The following is a 19,299-nucleotide window of genomic DNA, read 5'->3' as shown; positions in this document are numbered from 1 at the left end:
GTGACCTTGCGTCACCGCGCCAACGGCGCCACGCCCCTCCGCAAATCGCTCGCAAATCCTTCTCGGAAAGCCAAAAACGCGATCAGGATTCCCCCGCCGGTTGACCCGGCGGGTGCGCTTGTTCATCACCGTTGGAGGCTTCTGACGAGTGGACGTGACTATGGGTCTGGTAGCGAACATCCGACGTGACTTGCGGTTCGTTAAGGGCCTGCGCCTGCTGCTCGGACGCATCAAGCCGATCACCATGGACAGCCCCGATCTGGTCTGTGACGACTGGGAAGAGGCCGTCGACAAATTCCCCGACCACATCGCCATCCAGGACGACCACCGGGCGATCAGCTATCGCGACCTCGACGCCATGGCCAACCGCTTCGGCCACTGGGCGGTCAGCCGCCGACTGAAGCGTGGCGACACCGTCGCCCTGGTGATGCAGAACCGCGTCGAATACATCGCCGCCTGGATGGGCTTCGCCAAGGTCGGGGTCGGCACGGCGCTGATCAACACCAACCTGACCGGCCATGCCCTGGCCCACTGCCTGACCATCTCCAACGCCTCGCAGGTCGTCACCGACGAGGACTGCTGGCAGAAGATCGAGGATGCGCGGGGCCTGGTCGACCGCAACATGATGCTGTGGGTCCTGGGCCTGGCCGAGGCCGACGAGGCCGACGAGCGCCGCGGTCTGGACAAGCCGGTCCGCAGCGGCTCCTCGGTGCGCCCGGCCCGCTCGATCCGCTCGGGCCTGACCAACCGCGACACCGCCCTGTACATCTTCACCTCGGGCACCACCGGCCTGCCCAAGGCGGCCAAGATCACCCACGCCCGCGCCCGCACCTACATGCGCGCCTTCGCCGGCGCGACGGCCGGGACCGACAAGGACGTCACCTTCAACGTCCTGCCGCTCTACCACTCCACCGGCGGTCTGGTGGGCATCGGCCCGGCCCTGCTCAACGGCGGCAAGCTGGTGCTGCGCAAGCGGTTCTCGGCCACCAGCTTCTGGCCGGACGTGAAGGCCTCGGGCGCGACCCTGTTCGTCTATATCGGCGAGCTGTGCCGCTATCTGGTCAACTGCCCGGAAAGCCCGGACGAGCGCGACCACAAGCTGCGGCTGGCCTTCGGCAACGGCCTGCGTCCCGATGTCTGGGAAGACTTCCAGAAGCGGTTCGCCGTGCCGAAAATCATGGAGTTCTACGGCTCGACCGAAGGCAATGTCTCGCTGTTCAATTTCGACGGCAAGGCGGGAGCCATCGGCCGCATCCCCAGCTTCCTGAAGAAGCAGATCAACTGCAAGCTGGTCCGCTTCGACATCGACACCGAACTGCCGGTGCGCGGGCCGGACGGCCTGTGCCAGCTGGCGAAACCGGGCGAGGTCGGCGAAGCGATCGGCCAGATCGGCGACGACACCCGCCACGCCTTCTCCGGCTATGCCGACAAGGCCGCGTCCGAGAAGAAGATCCTGCGCGACGTCTTCACCAAGGGCGACCGCTGGTTCCGCACCGGCGACCTGATGAAGCAGGACTCGGAGGGCTACCTCTATTTCATCGACCGGATCGGCGACACCTATCGCTGGAAGGGCGAGAACGTCTCGACCGCCGAGGTCGAGCAGCGGCTGGCCGAGGCGCCGGGCATTTCGGAGGTCGTGGCCTACGGCGTCCCCGTGCCGGGTCAGGAAGGGAAGGCCGGCATGGTCGCCCTGGTCGTCGACGGCCGGTTCTCGGCCAAGACCTTCGCCGAATGGGTTGATCAGGAGCTGCCCTCCTACGCCCGCCCGGCCTTCGTGCGCCTGATCAAGTCCGCCGAAACCACCGGCACCTTCAAGTATCGCAAGGTCGATCTGGTCGCCGACGGCTTCGATCCGGACAAGGTCGAGGGCGCCCTCTACGTCCGCGGCGGCAAGAGCGGCTACACCAAGCTGACGCAGGCGGCCCGCGCGGCCATCCTGAACGGCGAAACCCGTCTCTGATCCTGTCACCGCATAAATGCGGAGCGGTTCGGCAATCGCCGGTTAATCATTAACGGCGATGGTGCGGCCCTCTCCCGCGTCCAGGATTTCCGCCGTCCATGTTCCAGATCATCGGCATCGTGCTGCTCTTCGGCATGGTCTTCGGCGGCTACACCATCGCCGGCGGCAAGATGGGGGTGATCCTCCACTCCCTGCCCTATGAAATGATGATGATCGGCGGCGCGGCGATCGCGGCGCTGGTCATGTCCAATTCGGCCGCCACCCTGAAGGGCGTGGCCGGCGGTTTCGGCCGCATCTTCGCCGGGCCGAAGTGGAAGAAGCAGGACTACAAGGATCTGCTCAGCCTGCTGTTCCTGCTGACCAAGACGATGAAGTCCAAGGGCGTCATCGCCCTGGAAAGCCACATCGAAAAGCCGGCCGAGAGCACCATCTTCCAGAAGTTTCCCAAGGTCCTGAAGGACCACTTCGCCACCGACTTCATCTGCGACACCCTGCGGATGATGACGATGAACCTGGAGGATCCTCACCAGATCGAGGACGCCATGGAGAAGCAGCTCGAGAAGCACCACCACGAGGCGCTGGCCCCGGCCCACGCCATGCAGAACATGGCCGACGCCCTGCCGGCGCTGGGCATCGTCGCGGCCGTGCTGGGCGTGATCAAGACCATGGCCGCCATTACCGAGCCGCCGGAAGTTCTGGGCGGCATGATCGGCGGCGCGCTGGTCGGCACCTTCCTGGGCGTGTTCCTGGCCTATGGCCTCGTCGGCCCGATGGCCGCGCGCCTGAAGGAGATCATCGACGAGGAAGCGGCCTACTACAAGATCATCCAGTCGGTCCTGGTCGCCCACCTGCACGGCAACGCCGCCCAGATCTCGGTCGAGATCGGCCGGGGTGATGTCCCCTCGGTGGCCCAGCCGTCCTTCGCCGAGATGGAAGAGACCCTGTCGGCCGCCCCGACCGAGTAATCGCCGCCCAAGGCCAAGCTTTCGGCGCTCCCGGCTATGTTACCAACGGTCACGAACGCGTGAGTTTTTGACTTGCGCCGAGCTTCGGCTTGGCCTTAGCTCGGGGTCGTGGGGACTCAACACCCCGCGAACCTTCTGAAAGGACTGAAACCATGCGCATCACTGCTCTGATCGCCGCTTCCGCCGCCGCCCTGGCGCTGGCCGCCTGCCAGCCGGCTGCCGAAGAGAAGGCCGCCGACGCGTCGCAAGACGCCGCCGCCGCCGCCGGCACCGCCGCTGACGCCGCCAACACGGCCACGGAAGCCGCCGCCGACGCCCAGACCGCCGCCGACCAGGCTGCCGCTGCGACGACCGCCGCGACCGCCGAGGCCACCACGCCGCCGGCCACGGAAACCCCGGCCCCGGCTCCGGCCCCGGCGCCCGCCCACTAAGGCGACACGACCGGCCCACGGCGCAGTCGCGGGCCATCCGAAGGGCCGTCCTGACGGGCGGCCCTTTTTCATGGGCGCGAAGCAGCCTAGTCGGGCTTGGACCTCCGGCCTTTCACAAGGGACGCCCGATGCGCCTGAACGCCCTGATCGTCGCCGCTCTCGCCGCCCTGACGCTGGCCGCGTGCGGCAAGAAGGAGGAGGCCGTCGAGGCGCCGGCGCACGAGGCGACGCCGCACGGTGAGGCGGACACCTCGATCCTGACCCTGGAAGAAGCCGCCGCCGAAGCCGCCGCTGCGGCCGGCGGTCAGGACATCCCGGCGGACGCCCAGCCGGCGCCCGCCCCTGCCGGCGAGACAACCCCGCCCCCTGCAACGACGGACGCGCCGGCCGATCCCGCCCATGCGCCCGCTGCGCCCGAAGCCCACGCGGCGCCCGCCCACTAGCTTCCGCCGCCGTGCCTGCCCGTGTAGGTGCGGGGCATGACCGACGATCGCTCGCCCAGACTGCTGTGGACCGATGACGGCGCGCCGCAGTCCGGACGGTTCGGCGACGTCTATTTCTCGCGCGAGGACGGGCTGGCCGAGACCCGCGCGGTCTTCCTGACCGGTTGCGGCCTGCCGGAAGCCTGGGCGGGCCGACGGTCCTTCACCGTGGCCGAGCTGGGGTTCGGAACCGGGCTGAACATCGCCGCCCTGCTGGACCTCTGGCGTCGAACCCGTCCCGCCGGCGGTCATCTGCACATCGCCTCGGTGGAGGGCTTCCCCCTGACCCGGGACGAGGCCGCGCGCGCCCTGTCGGCCTGGCCGGAGATCGCGGATGCGGTTCAGGCCCTGCTGGTCGCATGGCCCGCGCCGACGCCCGGCCTGCACCGGATGGACCTGCCCGGCTTCCACGCCACCCTCGACCTCATGATCGGCGGCGTCGAGGAGGTGCTGGAGCAGTGGTCGGGACAGGCGGACGCCTGGTTCCTGGATGGGTTCGCGCCCTCGACCAACCCCGGCATGTGGTCGGACGCCGTGATGGACCTGATCGCCGCCCGCTCCGCCCCCGGCGCGCGGGTCGCCACCTTCACCGTCGCGGGCGTGGTTCGGCGCGGCCTGTCCGGGCGCGGCTTCACCGTCGCCAAGATGCCGGGCCACGGGCTCAAGCGGGAACGGCTCGAGGCGCGCCTGCCGGGAGAGCGTCCGGACCCCGCCCCGCCCCGCGTCGCCATCGTCGGCGCCGGGATCGCGGGCGCTTCGCTCGCCCGGGCTTTCGCCGCGCTGGGAATAACGCCGACGGTGATTGAAGCGGATCGGCCCGGCGCGGGCGCCTCGGGCTTCGCCGCCTCCCTGGTGACTCCCCGACTGGACGCCGGAGACCGGGGCATCGCCGCCCTCTATGCCTCGGCGCTGGAGCGAGCCGGCGTCCTGTACGGCGCGACGCCGGGCGCCGTGCTGGCGAAGGGCGTCCTGCAGCTGGAACAGGCTCCGCGCGATGCGGCTCGCCACGCCAAGGTCGCGGCGCAGGATCTGTGGCCCGAGGGCGCCATGGTCCCGCTGGACGCCGCCGCCTGCGCCGAACGGCTGGGCGAACCCGTCGAGACCGGCGGGCTGTGGATGGCCGACGCCATGGCGATCCGGCCCGCCAAGGTCCTGGAGCAATGGCTGGACGGCGTCGAGGTGATCCGCGGAACCGTGGGCGGACTGGAGCGACGGGATGACGGATGGCGGTTGACCACGTCGGACGGCCAGACCCTGCTGGAGACCGATGTGGTGGTGCTGGCCGCGGGCTGGGGCAATGCGGCCCTGTCGCCGGAGATCGCCCTGGCCCCCGTCGCGGGACAGGCGGAGACGGTCGACGGCGTTGACGCGCGGCCGACCGCCTGGGGCGGCTATGCGGTTCCGACCGGCGAGGGCCTGCTTTTCGGGGCGACCCACGACCGGGGCGTCACCGCGCCCGAGGTGACGCCCGAAGCCGCCGGGCGGAACCTGACGACCGTCGCCGCGCGCCTGCCCGCACTGGCCGCGCGGATCGTGGCAGCCGGGCCATCCGCCAGCCGCGTTGCGGTGCGGGCGACGACGCCGGATCGCCTGCCGCTGGCCGGAGAGATCGGGGGCGGCCTCTACATCCTCGGCGGGATGGGCTCGCGCGGGTTCTGCGCCTCTCCCCTGCTGGCGGAGCATGTCGCGGCGCTGGCGACCGGAAGGCCCTCCCCCCTGGCCGGCGCCCTCGCCGCCCGCGTCAATCCCGCCCGGGCTGCGGCGCAGAAACCACTTGCACCGTTGACGTGATTGCTCGACCGTCACCTTACCGGGGTTGCTCAGAAGGACAGACAATGCGTGCATCCATCGTGACTTCGCTCGGCCTCGCCGCCGCCCTGCTGACCGCCTCCTGCGCCCCTACCACCGGGATCGAGGCGTCGGCCTCCGCCGACAGCCCGCGACAATGCTTCCTGGTCCAGCAGGTCAACAATTTCCGGCAGGGGAACACCGGTCAGATCTTCCTGCGCGTGGGGCGGAACGATGTGTTCGAGCTGGCCACCACGGGCGGCTGCCGGGACATCGATTACGCCATCCGACTGGGCATCGCGCCGGACATCGGCGGCGTGGGCGGCACCCGACTCTGCACCAACGACGGCGCCCGGATCATCGTGCCCGACGCCGCCACGCCGGCGGACGTCTGCCGCGTTCGTATCGTTCGCCAGCTGACGGACGAGCAGATCGCCGCCCTGCCACAGGCTCACCGCCCCTGATCCGCCCGGTCCTGTTCCGTCGCTTCTCTGAGGCGGCGGCGGAGCAGGCCTGACCCCGTCGCCTCCGCCAGACCGCCTGCCGCGGCGACCTCGGCCATGTGCGCCCGCGCGCGCGTGATCAGCGCCTCCGTCAGGCCTTCGAGGTAGCGGCTACCGCCCCACGGATCGAGCACGCGGTTCAGGCCCAGTTCCCGCTGCGCGATCTGTTGCAGGGTCGCCGGCATTCGGCCGGTCGCGTCCGTGCATGCCGCAAGGTGCAGGGCGCCGACCTGACCGCTTCCCGCCGCCATCGCCGCGAGCGTGGCCCGACTGACGGAGGATGCCGGCGCCACGCCGTGCACCTTCAGCGCCAGGGATCGCGGATCCTTCGCGCCCAGCGCCGCGACCGCCTCCGCCCACAGCAGACGAGCGGCGCGCAGGCGGGCGACTTCCGGGAAATAGTCGGCCCCGATCGCCCAGACGACAGACAGGCGCGCGGCGCTCCGGTCCGGATCCGTCCCGGAGCTGGCCTTGAGGGCGTCAAGCGCGGCGCAGAGGGTCCAGGCCAGTTCGAGATCAAGCGAGGCGCCCGCCGCCCGGAGCGCCACCCCGCTGATCAGCACCGGCCCCGCGCCCGCGGGCAGGAGGGCGGGAAGGACGTCGTCCACGGACAGGGTGATGAGTGTTTCACCGGCCAGGGGCGCGGCGGACTCGCGGATGATCCACGGGCGGGCGGCGTTGACCACCGGCTCCGTCCCCCGGTGATAGGGCGCGATGCCGGGCAGGCCGTGGATGAAGGACGGCAGATCGTACGACGGCGCCGCGCCCGGAAGCGGCGACAGGTCGAGCGGCAGGGTGGAGAATTTCGGCAGGCTCATCGGGCGACCTTCCGGTTCTCTGCGGGGGTGGCCAGCCGGATCGGGGCCAGCGGCGCGCAGGCGTCTCCGCCTTCCAACGGCGCGCGTTCCGGCGGCGGCGACACGACGACGGGCAGCGGCGAAGGATCGACCAGATCGGTCGCGCCGACGACCGATTGGGCGCCCAGTCGGACCGCCCGCTCCAGCAGGGCGCGGGCCCGGGTGACGCGGGACTGGATCAGGTCGCCGTGCAGGGCCTCGACCAGTCCGCCTTCGGCCTCGATGATCTGGAACTCGGCCCAGGCGGCCTCGGCCAGCTCGCGGGTGCGGTGATCCAGATACCAGCTGCCGAAGGCGGGATCGGCGACCTGCCCCGTCTGCCGGAGGGTCCGTTGCGCCTCGACCGCCTGCCGTCGGGCGAAGACGTCGGGCAGGCCGGCCGCGCGGGTGAAGCCGTCCAGCAGGATGGCGTCGGCCCCGCCGACCGCTCCGGCGAAGGCCGCCGCCGTCAGGCGCGGCAGATTGGGCCAGGGATCACGGGCCGCCAGCATGCGACGGGACGACCGCGCCTCGATCCGGGCCGGAACCTCATGGCCAAACGCCCGCGAGAGGGTGCGCCACATCAGACGCAGGGCCCTGAGTTTGGCGATGCCGTCGAAATGGGCGTGATCGACGGCGACGGACAAGACCACGCCCTCCACCGCCGCCGCGGCGGTCATGCCCGCGTCCAGCCCCGCCCGGATCAGCGCCACGGCGTTGGCGGCGGCGAAGGCCAGTTCCTGGGCGCTGGAGCCCCCCGCCTCATGCACCACCCGGCCCGACGCCAGGAAGAAGGTCGCCTCCGGATAGGCGCCCGCATGGCGCGCCGCGGTGTTGGCCGCCAGCGTCAGGTGCTCACCGATCGACCGGGAGGCCGCACCGGTCTCCGCGAAGGCCGAGATCGGGTCCATGTGGAACATCAGCCGGGCGGCCGGCCAGCCCTTGGCCGCCACGGCGAGGGCGTTGGCCGCGTCGGGCCCATCCAGCCCGGCGTCGAGCCCGATCCCGATCCGGTCCAGCGCCACCTCCTGCAGGGCGACACGTAGCGGGTCGCTGTCGGCCAGCACCCCGCCCGCCAGCACCACCGAGGTCGCGCCCCCGCCCAGATCCTCCAGCACCGCGCGGTTGACCGTCTCGGCGTCGTCGCCCTCGACCAGGGCGCGAAGATCCCAGGGCTCACCATCGGTGCGCTCGGGGCGCGGGGCGATGACGGTCTCCACCCCGGTGGCGCCGGCGTAAAGCGGGCGCACGATCAGATTGTCCGCATCCAGATGAACGAGACTTTCCAATGACTTGCCGTCCAGCGCCGCTTCGGCGAGGGCTTTCCATTCAGCGGGGGACGGGGTCGGGAAGCTCATGTCGTCTCCATTGCCTCCCTGCGCGCACCCGGTCGAGTCCGGGGCTGGAACCCGTTCGGAAAAAACACAGTCCAGACTGACCAGATTGAACAGATCGTCCAGTTTCGCCGCGACCTTGCCGGGCCGCCCGATCACGCACAGTCTAAACGACCGATGCGTCAGAAATGGACGTATGCGTCCAGGCCGTTGCGGTTCACCTCGATCCGCCACATCCTCCCGGAATTCCAGACAGGATCACCGACATGGCCGACCTTTCCGCCTTCCCGATCACGCAACGCTGGCCGGCGCAGCATCCGGACCGGCTGCAGCTCTATTCGCTGAACACGCCCAACGGGGTGAAGGTCTCCATCATGCTGGAGGAGATCGGCCTGCCGTATGAGCCGCATCTGGTCGACATCACCAAGAACGAGACCTGGGGCCCGGAATTCCTGTCCCTGAACCCCAACGGCAAGATCCCCGCGATCATCGACCCGGACGGTCCGGGCGGACAGCCGCTGGCCCTGTTCGAGTCCGGCGCCATCCTCGTCTATCTGGCCGAGAAGACCGGCAAGCTGATCCCGGCCGATGCGGCCGGCCGCTACGAGACCCTGCAGTGGGTCATGTTCCAGATGGCCGCCATCGGGCCGATGTTCGGGCAGGTCGGCTTCTTCCACAAATTCGCGGGCAAGGAGATCGAGGACAAGCGTCCGCGCGATCGCTACGTCGCCGAGGCGACCCGCCTGCTGACGGTGCTGGATGACCGGCTGGAAGGGCGCGAGTGGATCATGGGCGACTACTCCATCGCCGATGTCGCGACGCTGGGCTGGGTTCGCAATCTGGTGGGCTTCTACGAGGCCGGCGAGCTGGTGAAGTTCGACGAGCTGAAGAACGTGCCGAGCTGGCTGGAGCGCGGTCTGGCCCGCCCGGCGGTGCAGCGCGGGCTGAACATTCCGTCCAAGGGCTGAAGCCGGACGACGGAACGAAAGAAGGGGCGGTCCGGAGGGACCGCCCCTTTTCAGTTTCGGGGAGGACGTGCGGGCCCGCGGCGTCGGGGGGGGAGGACAGGGAACCGCGGGCCCGCTCCGGTCAGACACTCACTTACGCTGCGTCGACCAGAACCAGTTCGGCGTCGGTCAGGGCCGTCACCGTGATTGTTTCGACCTCGGCGATGGCCACGCCGTCGCGGGCATTGGCCTTCACGCCATTGACCTCGATCTGACCGACCGCCGGGACCAGATAGCCGCGACGGGTCGCGCCCAGCGGGTATTCGGCGGTTTCGCCGGCCTTCAGGGTCGCGGCGACGACCCGACCTTCGGTGCGGATCGGCAGGGCGTCACCATCGCCTTCGAAGCCCGAGGCGAGGACCACGAACTGACCGGCGCGGTCACCCTTCGGGAAGGGCCGCGAGCCCCAGGACGGCTTCTCGCCGCGACGGGTCGGCTCGATCCAGATCTGGAAGATCCGGGTCAGTTCCGGCTCGGCGTTGTACTCGGCGTGACGGATGCCGGTGCCCGCGCTCATGACCTGCACATCGCCCGCTTCGGTGCGGCCCTTGTTGCCCAGGCTGTCCTCGTGGGTGATGGCCCCTTCGCGGACATAGGTGATGATCTCCATGTCCGAGTGCGGGTGGGGCGGGAAGCCCGTGCCGGCGGCGATCTCGTCGTCATTCCAGACGCGCAGTCCGCCCCAGCTCATCCGCTTCGGGTCATAGTAGTTGGCGAAGGAGAAATGGTGCTTCGCATTGAGCCAGCCGTGGTTGGCGCCACCCAGGCTCTCGAACGGTCGCAGCTCGATCATGGTCTTGTCTCCGCGCCCCCGCCGTCGGGGGCCGCTGTTGCTTGACGACAAGATAGCGATCGGCTTCGGATCCAAAATAGAAACACCTGAAACTCATCGTTTCGCGGAGCGCGCATGTCGAAACTGCCGGATCTCGAGGCCCTGGCCATCTTCTCCAAGGTCGCCGAGACCCAGTCCTTCTCGCGCGCGGCGGAGGCGCTGGCCCTGTCCAAGGCCACGGTGTCCAAGGCGGTGAGCCGGCTGGAGCTGCGGCTGGGCACGACGCTGCTGCACCGGACGTCGCGCCGGTTCTCGCTGACCGATGCGGGTCGGACGCTGGCGGCGCGAGCGGCGCAGATGCTGTCCGAGGCCGAGGCCGCCGAAGGCGAGATGCTGGATCAGGCGGTCCGGCCGCGCGGTCTGGTGCGGCTGGCGGCGCCCATGTCGTTCGGCATGGCCTATGTCGCGCCCGCCCTGCCCGAGTTCCTGGCCACCCATCCGGATGTGTCGGTGGACCTGCACCTGTCGGACGAGACGGTCGATCTGGTGGGCGGCGGCTATGACTGCGCCCTGCGGATCGCGGCGCTGGCGGACTCCTCCATGACCGCGCGGCGGTTGCGCTCGATCCGGCGCCATCTGGTGGCCTCGCCCGACTACCTCGCCCAGCGGGGACGGCCGGAGCATCCCTCCGATCTCGTCCGCCACGCCTGTCTCGGCTACGCCTATCTGCCGAATGCCGAGCTGTGGCGGTTCGTCAGCACCTCGGGCGAGGAGGCGACCGTCAGGCCGCACGGGCCATTCCGCGCCAACAACGCCGACGCCCTGACCTTCGCCCTGTGCGCGGGCCTGGGCGTCGCGCCGCAGCCGGACTTCATCTACTGGCGCGATCTGGCGGCCGGAAAGCTGGAGACGGTGATGACCGACTGGAGCCTGCCGCCCATCGACCTGCATCTGGTCGCGCCCGGCGGGGGGCCGCGCCCCGCGCGGGTGACGGCGCTGATGACCTATCTGGCGACGAAATTCTCGGGCCCGCTCTGGCCGGGAGACACCGCGGGCAAGCGGTCCGCCTGACGCGCCCGGGACGGGCGCAGGGCGGCCGCGGCCTCATACCAAGGTGTGAGGCGGTCGAACCCATGGAGAATAGGCCGGATCGGCCACCGGTATCATTGTGCGCCCATGGGACGTCACGCGACGTCGGGACAGGGAGACCGGCCATGAGCAAGACCATCATGCTGATCCACGGGGCCTGGCTGAACTCGGCCAGCTGGGCCGGCTTCAAGGCCCGCTATGAGGCCAGGGGCTACACCGTCATCGCGCCCGACTGGCCGCACGACGACCGCACCCCCGCCGAGCTGCGCGACTTCCCAGAACAGGCCCTGGCCAGGGTCGGGCAGATGGATCTGTTCAACCACTATGACCGGCTGATCCGCGCCCTTCCGGAGACCCCGATCCTGATCGGCCACTCGCTGGGCGGGGTGGTGGTGCAGCATCTGCTGGATCGCGGACTGGGTGTCGCGGGCGTCGCCATCAATCCGGCGCCGACGCCCGGAGTGCCGCTCGGGCCGCACGCCATCGTCTCGGCCCTGCCCGTCTTCCTGGACCTGTTCAGCTGGAAGAAGGCGAAGACGATGTCGCGCAAATTCTTCGCCCAACGCTTCGCCCAGACCGCCCCGCGCGACCGGGTGACGGCGCTGTACGACGCCTACATCGTGCCCACCCCGGGCAAGGTCTACTGGGACGGCGTCACCGGCGCCTCCGGCAGGATCGACTGGAAGAATCCGGACCGCGCGCCCCTGCTGCTGATCGGCGGCGAACTGGACCTGATCGCCGACGCCGCCATGACCCGGGGCATCTTCAACAGGCAGAAGCAGGCGCCGTCGCGCACCGATCTGAAGATCTTCGAGGGCCGCTCGCACTGGACCTGCATGGACGCAGGCTGGGAGGCGGTGGCCGACTACGCCCTCGACTGGGCGGTCGAACATCAGATCCGCCGCTGATCCTCACGTCACCGGAGCCCGTCCCATGCCCGACCTCCCGCCGGCCGCCGACGCCACCCCGGTCGACACGCCGGACGACCAGCTGGAGCAGCGGCTGGACGACGCGCTGGCCGAGAGCTTCCCCGCCAGCGACCCGGTCGCCGTGCACCGGATCGAGACCACCTGGCGGGAGTGATCCGTCGGGGGCGATCCGTCGGGGGCGATCCGTCGGGGGCGATCCGCTCGGCGCACCAGGCGTGAGCGCAGCGATCATCGCCATCGCATGGCAAGCGCCGCCCAAGCCGGTTGGTGTCCGGGTCCTGAAATCAGGTGAAGGTCGGGAGATTTCCGAAGGACGAGAGCCCCGTCAGGACGTCAGGCTCTTGAAAGAAATGGTGGACGCGACAGGGATTGAACCTGTGACCCCTACGATGTCAACGTAGTGCTCTCCCGCTGAGCTACGCGTCCGCCTTTGCGGCCCTGGAGACATGCCCCGGGGCGGGAAGGCGCGGTCTATAACCCGAGGGCCGCGCGGACCGCAAGGGCAAAAGCCGCTGAATTTACGCCGCGACCATCCGCTCGACCTCGCCGACCAGATCGCGCAGGTGAACGGGCTTGGACAGGACCTTGGCCTGGGGGCTGGCCTGGGCGGCGGACAGGGCGACGGCGGCGAAGCCGGTGATGAACATGATGCGGATGCCGGGCTGGCGGGCGGCGGCGATGCGCGCCACCTCGATGCCGTCGGCGCCGGGCATGACGATGTCGGTCAACAGCAGATCCCACGGCCCCTGGTCGAGGGCGTCGATGGCGTCGTCGCCATTCTCACAGTCGACCACCGAATGGCCGGCGCGTTCGAGCGCGCGGGTCAGGAAGCCGCGAAGCGAATTGTCGTCTTCAGCCAGAAGGATGCGCGCCATAGGTCTTTCGTCGTCCGCCCCGGGTCGTCTTGAACCGTGACGCTACGCGCGGACTGGTAAACCCGCCATGAAAAACGCCGTAAGGGCGAACCCCGGGCCTGTGGATGGGCGCACGAAACAGGCTATGCGGTCTGGATGACCATGACGGGCGCAGGGCAGGTACGGGAGGAGGGCGAGGCCGTGACGGTCGTGCGCCCCGCCGCGCCCGGGATCGCTCCGGGACGCCTCGTCTTCGCCTCGCCCCATTCGGGCGATCTGTACCCAGACGATCTGGACGCCGACCCGGCCCTGCCCCTCTCCAGCCTGCGCAGCGCCGAGGACGCGCTGGTCGACCGGCTGATCCGCGCCGGTCCCGATCACGGCGCGGCCCTGGTGCTGGCCCGGTACGGACGGGCCTATGTCGATCTGAACCGCGATCCGGCCGATCTGGACCCCCATCTTGTCGACGGTCTTGATCATCCGCCCTCGCCGCGGTCGGCGGCGGGCTATGGCGTCATTCCGCGGCTGACCGGAGACGGCCGTACCATCCACGCCCGGCGACTGGCGCTGGACGAGGCCCGGGACCGGGTGGCGCGGGTGCATGGCCCCTGGAAGGCGGCGCTGGACACGGCGGTCGCCGGGGCGCTGACGCGGCATGGAGAAGCGATCCTGATCGACTGGCACTCCATGCCGGAGCGAGCGACGCGGGCGCGGGGCGGGCCGCGCGGGCCGGACGTGGTGCTGGGCGACCGGCACGGGTCGTCCTGTTCGCCGGAGCTGACGCGGGCGCTGCGGGCGGCGTTCGAGGCGCTGGGCTGGCGCGTCGCGCTGAACCATCCCTACGCCGGCGGCTGGACCACCCAGAGCCGGGGCCGCCCGGAAGAGGGCGTGCACGCCATCCAGATCGAACTGAACCGCGCCCTGTATTTCGATGAGGCGGCCCGCGTGCCCGGACCCGGCTGGTCCCGCACGCAGAAGGGCGTGACCCGGGTCATCGCGGCGCTCGGTTCGCTCCGCCTCGGGACATAAAAAAAGCCGCGCCCGAAGGCGCGGCATGAAAAGTCTATAGGGAGGAAACGCCCAGGAAGGGCATGACGCCTCGCGGCGTCGAAAATGAAGCTAGTGTGCAGTGCACAAATGGTCAAGCGGGTATTTCGCATCTGCGTTCACGCAATGTAACGGCATCCTTCTGCCGCATTCCTGCCCGGTAACCGCTTTCAGGGGCAAAATTCACCCTGAGCATAACGCGTCCGCAAACAAGCGTGGCTTCAGCCGCCGGATTCAGGGTTCCAGCAGGCGCCGGGCGCTGCGGATGGCCCGGGCGGCGGGCGAACCGGACTGGCGCCAGACCAGCAGACAGAAGGCCGCGGCCACGCCGACGGCGAGCCAGACAGACCCGAACAGCCAGGCCGCCGCTGCCAGGGCGAAGTAGTAGCCGCGCACGCCCTGGCTGAAGGCGCCCAGGGCCGGATTGAGCAGGCAGGTCGCCGCCTCGCCGAGGGCGACACGGTCCGATTCCGAATGGGCCTCGGGCGCCGCGCCGATCAGGGCCAAGGTGTAGTTCATCTGGCGCAGGGCCCAGATGAAATCGAGCAGCCCCCGCACCAGACAGATCAGGATCAGGGCCAGCTTGGCCTCCAGCACCCGGATCGACACAGCCTCGGCGCCGACCGAGGCGAAGCCCTCCAGCGCCGCCTGCCCGCCGAACAGGATGCCGCCCACCGCCGCGATCAGCAGCAGGTTGGTGGAGGCGAAGAAGCTGGCGGAGTTGATCGAATGACCCATCAGCTGGCTGTCGACCAGCCGCATCTCGCGATGGGTCATGGCCGTCATCCACACGCGGCGCACGACGCCCATGTCGTCATTCAGCGTACCGGACCGGTGGGCCAGCAGCTTCAGCAGCGGGTCGTAGCCCAGCCAGCAGACGAAGAAGAGGCCGAGCGCCACATAGTCCAGGGGGGTCATTCTCGCTCCTCAGGCCGAAGCGCCATGGTCGCCCGCATCGTCGTCCGGCTCAAGCCACGCGCATGAAAACAGACGCCCTTAACGACGCCGCCGCCTTGCTTCGGGCGCCGTGGAGGCTTATCACCCCGGGCCTCTCCGTTCGCAGTTGCAACATAGACGAGTCCGTCATGAACCTCGACGCCATCCCCGTCGGCCCGAACCCGCCCTGGGACATCAACGTCGTCATCGAGATCCCGCAAGGCGGTCTTCCGGTGAAGTACGAAATGGACAAGGCCTCCGGCGCCCTGTTCGTCGACCGCTTCCTGCACACCGCCATGTACTATCCGGGCAACTACGGCTTCGTGCCGCACACCCTGTCGGACGACGGCGATCCCTGCGACGTGATCGTGCTGAACCCGACCCCGGTCGTGCCGGGCTGCGTCATCCGCTGCCGCCCGATCGGCGTGCTGAAGATGGTCGACGAAGCCGGCGGCGACGAAAAGATCCTGGCCGTGCCGGTCGACAAGCTGAACCCGTACTACACGGACATCGCCAGCTACCGTCAGCTGCCCGCCATCCTGGTCGAGCAGATCGAGCACTTCTTCACCCGCTACAAGGATCTGGAGAAGGGCAAGTCGGTCACGGTCAAGGGCTGGGGCGACGCCGGCGAGGCCGCCGAGCTGATCGCCGTGGGCATCAAGGCCCATCAGGACAAGCTGAAGGCCAAGGCCGCCAACGCGGCCTGATCCGTCAGGACAGAATTGCGAAGGCCCCGGCGGAAACGTCCGGGCCTTTTGCGTTTCCGGGCCTCACCACCAGGCCTGCCAGGTCTCGTCCGTTTCAGGCGTGAAGGTCCTGGCGGGCAGGGTGTTGAAGGCGTCCGTGGACTGATGGACCCCCGCCTGCGGGCAGTTCAGGGTCCGCACGAGGGGCGAAGCGCCGGTCTCGCCGTGCACGACGGTGACGCCGGAGATGCGCTTGCCCGGGACGTCCGTCAGGTTCCCCGCCACCATGCTGTGCACGATGTACTGGTAGCCGTTGTTGCTGAAGCGGATGTGCTCCTGACGGCCGCCGCCCCCGCCGACCACGCCGCCGGAGTGGGCGCTGAGACGGCCGGGACGGGAATCGATCTCCAGATCCGTGCGCCGGTCCGTGCCGAAGCGGTAGCTGAGCCGATCCTCCGCCGCGCAGACCGCCACCCGCCGTTCGCCGAAATCGCAGGCATAGATGACCCGCTCGGCCCGGCGGCAGACCGGCGCCTCGGCCGCGTCGCCCGATTCTTCGATCGCCCGTTCGGCCCGCGTCGCCACACGCTTCAGGTCCTCGCGCGCCTCGCGGGTGATCGCCGGCGCCTCGGCCTCGCAGCCGACCATGGTGAAGATCAGGAACGCGCCCTTCAGGACCGTGGACTTCATGGCGGCGCTCCGGCGGAATCAGCGCTCATTTTCCGCCCGACAGGGTTGCCGGGATCATAACGCCCCTTCCCCTCAGCGCCCCGTCCGCTAGATGTCCCTCATGGCCGCCGCCGAGACCCCCGCAGAGCTGTTCAAACGCGCCCTGGCGCATGCCGCCCGCGCGCTGGCGGAACAGTCGGAGCTGGAAGTGGTGTTCGGCTCGGACGGGCCGAAGCTCTCGAACGGCGTCCTGACCCTGCCGCATCCGCCGCGCGGTCCGGGCGCGCCCGAAAGCGCCAGCCTGCGCGGACAGGCGGACCGGCTGGCCCTGCGGCTTGCCAATCACGACGACGCCGTCAGCGCCCGCCAGCGCCCCCTCGACAGCAAGGCGGCCGAGGTGTTCGACGCGGTCGAACAGGCGCGGATTGAGGCGGTCGGCTCGCAGGCGCTGGCCGGCGTGCGGGCCAATATGAACTCGGCCCTGCTGACCCGGCTGGAAAAGTCGGGCGCCATCCGCATCACTGACGCCGAGCGGGTGCCGGTGGCCGAGGCCGTCGCCCTGCTGGTGCGCGAGCGCCTGACCGGCCAGCGCGCGCCCGATGGGGCGGGCGCCATGCTGGACCTCGTGCGGGCCGAGCTCGAGAACAAGGCGGGCCGCACGCTGGACGCCCTGTCCGAGGTGGCGGGTGATCAGGCGGCCTTCGGCGAGCGGCTGAAGGAGGTGCTGAAGGCGCTGGACATGGATCCCGGCGATGGGCGCGGCGACGACACCTCCGAGGACCCCGGCGAGGAGGAGCCCGATCCGCAGGATCCGGACGCCGCCGACGAGGAAGATCAGGAAGACGAGGAGGACGCCGGCGGCGGCGAGGGCCAGTCGATGGACGGCGCCACAGACGACCAGACCGCCAGCGACGAGCGCGACGCCCGCCCCGACGGCTCGCCCGCCGATCCGAACGGCGAGGCGACCGAGGACGGCCCCGAGCTGAACGAGGGCGCCCAGCCCAATCGTCAGCAGACGGCGGACGACGGTCGCGCCGTCGACGCCTATCGCGTCTTCACCACCGCCTATGACGAGATCGTCGATGCGGCGGAGCTGTGCGACCCCAATGAGCTGGAACGGCTGCGCGGCCTGCTGGACCAGCAGCTTACGGCGCTGTCCTCGGTCGTCGCCCGCCTGGCCAACAAGCTGCAGCGCCGGCTGATGGCCCAGCAGAACCGCAGCTGGCATTTCGATTTGGAGGAAGGCGTGCTGGACACCGCCCGCCTGACCCGGATCGTCACCGACCCGACCAGCCCGCTCAGCTTCAAGGCCGAGAGCGAAAGCCCGTTCCGGGACACGGTCGTGACCCTGCTGCTGGACAACTCCGGCTCCATGCGCGGGCGCCCGATCATGGTCGCCGCCGTCTGCGCCGACATTCTGGCGCGGACGCTGGAGCGCTGCGGGGTCAAGGTCGAGATCCTGGGCTTCACCACCCGGGCATGGAAGGGCGGCCTGTCGCGCGAAGCCTGGATCACCGCCGGCAAGCCCGCCAATCCGGGCCGTCTGAACGACCTGCGCCACATCATCTACAAGGCCGCTGATGCGCCCTGGCGCCGGGCCAAGAAGAACCTCGGCCTGATGATGCGCGAGGGGCTTCTGAAGGAGAACATCGACGGCGAGGCCCTGCTGTGGGCCCACGACCGCCTGATGGCCCGCCCCGAGCAGCGCCGCATCCTGATGGTGATCTCGGACGGCTCGCCCGTCGATGACTCGACCCAGTCGGCCAATGCGGCCCTCTATCTGGACAAACACCTGAGACAGGTGATCGAGCAGCTGGAGACCAAGTCGTCCGTCGAACTGCTGGCCATCGGCATCGGCCATGACGTGACCCGCTGGTATCGCCGCGCCCTGACCATCGTGGATGTGGAGCAGCTGGGCGGCGCCATGATCGAGAAACTGGCCGAACTGTTCGACGCCAAGGCCGAGGCCGCCCCCGGACGCCGCAAGAGGGCCGCATGACTCCGATCCGCCGCGGGCTTGTCGCCCTTGTCCTGCTGGCCGTGTCCGCCTGCGCCACCACCTCCATGGTCGCGCCGGCGCCGGTCCCGATGGCCGGCTGGACCGCCGGGGCGGCGACAACCCGCACGGTCGGCCTCGGCCTGCCCGGCGGCGCGCGGCTGGCCGACGGCGTCCGCTTCGCGGGCGGGGTCGAGATCGTGCTGCCGACAGACTCGCCCCTGCACAGCCTGTCGGACTTCAAGCTGGTCGATGACGCGCACGGCTTCGTCAGCGTGACCGACGCGGGCGATCTGGTGCGCGGCCGGCTGACGCTGAACAGTCAGGGCCGCCTGACCGGCGTGTCCGGCCTGCAGTATCGCCGCCTGACCCTGACCGACGGCCAGCCGATCACCGAGAAGTTCGACGGCGACGCCGAGGGCCTGCTGGTCACGGACGGCGGCGACCTGTTCATCAGCTTCGAGCGCAACCACCGGATCTGGAATTACGGCCCGGTCAACGCGCCCCATGCCCGGCCGACGGTCGTGCGCCATCCGGACCATGCGTTCCCGCTGAATGACGGCATGGAAGGCATTTCGGACACCCACGACGGCGGCTGGCGGGTGACCGGCGAGAACGGCGGGGTCTGGGACTGCGTCTCCGCCGCCTGCCGGACCGTTGTCGCGCCGCCGACGACCCCGCTCGCCGACAGCGACTATCGCATCACCGGCATGGATCGCGCTCCAACGGGCGGCGGCTATTTCGTCGTGCAACGCACCTATCGCCCGCCGCTGGACGTCCGCGCCCAGGTGCGCCGCATGGACGCCGCCGGAGCGCTCGGCCCGGTGCTGGCGGAACTGAAGCTGCCCGGAACGACCGACAATTTCGAAGGCATCGCCGCCGTGGCCCACGCGGGCGGCACGCGCCTCTACATCCTGTCCGACGACAACGCGAACCCGGCCCAGCGGACGCTGCTGCTGGCGTTTGATGTCAGGGACAGGGAGTACGAATTAGGGCTTAGGAATTAGTGGGATCG

20 protein-coding genes and 1 tRNA gene are annotated in these 19,299 nt (G+C 69.7%); 14 read left to right on the top strand and 7 right to left on the bottom strand.

The window, feature by feature from the left end; genetic code table 11:
- Positions 1-160 precede the first annotated feature (160 nt).
- The 6 genes from ACFQQC_RS04970 to ACFQQC_RS04945 all read left to right on the top strand — a co-directional run bounded on the left by ACFQQC_RS04970 (position 161) and on the right by ACFQQC_RS04945 (position 6,090).
- Entirely contained in the window at positions 161-1,960 is a 1,800-nt protein-coding gene (locus ACFQQC_RS04970; protein WP_376860861.1) for a long-chain-acyl-CoA synthetase, read from the top strand.
- A 98-nt stretch (positions 1,961-2,058) separates the two neighbouring features.
- Positions 2,059-2,925, top strand: a complete 867-nt coding sequence (gene motA, locus ACFQQC_RS04965) for a flagellar motor stator protein MotA (protein ID WP_376860257.1) — start codon at positions 2,059-2,061, stop codon at positions 2,923-2,925.
- Between the two features lie 152 nt (positions 2,926-3,077).
- The gene (locus ACFQQC_RS04960) at positions 3,078-3,356 is read left to right on the top strand and encodes a hypothetical protein (protein WP_376860255.1); all 279 of its coding nucleotides are present in this window, start codon (positions 3,078-3,080) and stop codon (positions 3,354-3,356) included.
- Between the two features lie 128 nt (positions 3,357-3,484).
- Positions 3,485-3,799 carry a hypothetical protein gene (locus ACFQQC_RS04955; RefSeq protein WP_376860253.1) on the top strand — a complete coding sequence of 105 codons (315 nt, stop codon included), beginning with the start codon at positions 3,485-3,487 and terminating at the stop codon, positions 3,797-3,799.
- Positions 3,800-3,835: 36 nt separating this feature from the next.
- Positions 3,836-5,629 carry a tRNA (5-methylaminomethyl-2-thiouridine)(34)-methyltransferase MnmD gene (gene mnmD, locus ACFQQC_RS04950; protein ID WP_376860251.1) on the top strand — a complete coding sequence of 598 codons (1,794 nt, stop codon included), beginning with the start codon at positions 3,836-3,838 and terminating at the stop codon, positions 5,627-5,629.
- A gap of 44 nt (positions 5,630-5,673) precedes the next feature.
- Complete coding sequence (locus tag ACFQQC_RS04945; protein WP_376860249.1) at positions 5,674-6,090, top strand: DUF6491 family protein; 417 nt, start codon at positions 5,674-5,676, stop codon at positions 6,088-6,090.
- Here ACFQQC_RS04945 and ACFQQC_RS04940 read toward each other — a convergent pair.
- The gene (locus ACFQQC_RS04940) at positions 6,078-6,947 is read right to left on the bottom strand and encodes a methylmalonyl-CoA mutase family protein (protein ID WP_376860247.1); all 870 of its coding nucleotides are present in this window, start codon (positions 6,945-6,947) and stop codon (positions 6,078-6,080) included. The two genes, ACFQQC_RS04945 and ACFQQC_RS04940, sit on opposite strands and share 13 nt — an antisense overlap.
- Positions 6,944-8,323, bottom strand: a complete 1,380-nt coding sequence (locus tag ACFQQC_RS04935; protein ID WP_376860245.1) for a methylmalonyl-CoA mutase family protein — start codon at positions 8,321-8,323, stop codon at positions 6,944-6,946. Before ACFQQC_RS04935 ends, ACFQQC_RS04940 begins: the two co-directional genes overlap by 4 nt.
- 242 nt (positions 8,324-8,565) lie before the next feature.
- On the opposite strand from ACFQQC_RS04935, the gene ACFQQC_RS04930 reads away from it, so the two are divergent.
- Positions 8,566-9,267, top strand: coding sequence for a glutathione S-transferase N-terminal domain-containing protein (locus tag ACFQQC_RS04930; RefSeq protein WP_376860243.1), 702 nt, complete (start codon positions 8,566-8,568; stop codon positions 9,265-9,267).
- A 133-nt stretch (positions 9,268-9,400) separates the two neighbouring features.
- Here the strand turns inward: ACFQQC_RS04930 and ACFQQC_RS04925 are convergent, their stop codons facing one another.
- Positions 9,401-10,099 carry a pirin family protein gene (locus ACFQQC_RS04925; protein ID WP_376860241.1) on the bottom strand — a complete coding sequence of 233 codons (699 nt, stop codon included), beginning with the start codon at positions 10,097-10,099 and terminating at the stop codon, positions 9,401-9,403.
- A 114-nt stretch (positions 10,100-10,213) separates the two neighbouring features.
- Here ACFQQC_RS04925 and ACFQQC_RS04920 point away from each other — a divergent pair, with 114 nt between their 5' ends.
- From ACFQQC_RS04920 to ACFQQC_RS04910, 3 genes are all read left to right on the top strand, one after another.
- Positions 10,214-11,149, top strand: coding sequence for a LysR substrate-binding domain-containing protein (locus ACFQQC_RS04920; RefSeq protein WP_376860239.1), 936 nt, complete (start codon positions 10,214-10,216; stop codon positions 11,147-11,149).
- A gap of 143 nt (positions 11,150-11,292) precedes the next feature.
- Positions 11,293-12,075, top strand: a complete 783-nt coding sequence (locus tag ACFQQC_RS04915; protein ID WP_376860237.1) for an alpha/beta hydrolase — start codon at positions 11,293-11,295, stop codon at positions 12,073-12,075.
- Positions 12,076-12,100: 25 nt separating this feature from the next.
- Positions 12,101-12,250: a hypothetical protein gene (locus tag ACFQQC_RS04910; RefSeq protein WP_376860235.1), complete on the top strand. Its 150-nt coding sequence runs from the start codon at positions 12,101-12,103 to the stop codon at positions 12,248-12,250.
- A gap of 197 nt (positions 12,251-12,447) precedes the next feature.
- Here the strand turns inward: ACFQQC_RS04910 and ACFQQC_RS04905 are convergent.
- A tRNA-Val gene (locus ACFQQC_RS04905) sits at positions 12,448-12,522 on the bottom strand.
- Between the two features lie 92 nt (positions 12,523-12,614).
- Positions 12,615-12,971 (bottom strand): cell cycle two-component system response regulator CpdR, encoded by a 357-nt coding sequence (cpdR, locus tag ACFQQC_RS04900; protein WP_376860233.1) that lies wholly within the window; start codon positions 12,969-12,971, stop codon positions 12,615-12,617.
- A gap of 135 nt (positions 12,972-13,106) precedes the next feature.
- Here cpdR and ACFQQC_RS04895 point away from each other — a divergent pair, with 135 nt between their 5' ends.
- Complete coding sequence (locus ACFQQC_RS04895) at positions 13,107-13,979, top strand: N-formylglutamate amidohydrolase (RefSeq protein WP_376860231.1); 873 nt, start codon at positions 13,107-13,109, stop codon at positions 13,977-13,979.
- Between the two features lie 252 nt (positions 13,980-14,231).
- Here the strand turns inward: ACFQQC_RS04895 and ACFQQC_RS04890 are convergent, their stop codons facing one another.
- A complete protein-coding gene (locus tag ACFQQC_RS04890) occupies positions 14,232-14,915 on the bottom strand; it encodes a DUF599 domain-containing protein (protein WP_376860230.1) in 684 nt (227 codons plus the stop codon).
- Between the two features lie 167 nt (positions 14,916-15,082).
- On the opposite strand from ACFQQC_RS04890, the gene ppa reads away from it, so the two are divergent.
- Positions 15,083-15,640: an inorganic diphosphatase gene (gene ppa, locus ACFQQC_RS04885; RefSeq protein ID WP_376860228.1), complete on the top strand. Its 558-nt coding sequence runs from the start codon at positions 15,083-15,085 to the stop codon at positions 15,638-15,640.
- Positions 15,641-15,703: 63 nt separating this feature from the next.
- Here ppa and ACFQQC_RS04880 read toward each other — a convergent pair whose 3' ends face one another.
- Complete coding sequence (locus ACFQQC_RS04880) at positions 15,704-16,309, bottom strand: hypothetical protein (RefSeq protein WP_376860226.1); 606 nt, start codon at positions 16,307-16,309, stop codon at positions 15,704-15,706.
- Positions 16,310-16,409: 100 nt separating this feature from the next.
- Here ACFQQC_RS04880 and cobT point away from each other — a divergent pair, with 100 nt between their 5' ends.
- Together cobT and ACFQQC_RS04870 are read left to right on the top strand one after the other, a co-directional pair.
- On the top strand, positions 16,410-18,287 hold the full coding sequence (cobT, locus tag ACFQQC_RS04875; protein ID WP_376860224.1) for a cobaltochelatase subunit CobT: 1,878 nt from the start codon (positions 16,410-16,412) through the stop codon (positions 18,285-18,287).
- Entirely contained in the window at positions 18,284-19,291 is a 1,008-nt protein-coding gene (locus tag ACFQQC_RS04870; RefSeq protein WP_376860222.1) for an esterase-like activity of phytase family protein, read from the top strand. The genes cobT and ACFQQC_RS04870 overlap by 4 nt, the downstream gene beginning before the upstream one ends.
- The last annotated feature ends 8 nt before the right edge of the window (positions 19,292-19,299 follow it).

It is taken from the genome of Brevundimonas sp. GCM10030266, assembly GCF_042666595.1.
Taxonomy (GTDB): Bacteria; Pseudomonadota; Alphaproteobacteria; order Caulobacterales; family Caulobacteraceae; genus Brevundimonas.
Note: the sequence above shows the minus strand (reverse complement) of the source record. Positions and strands in the feature narration are given on the sequence as shown.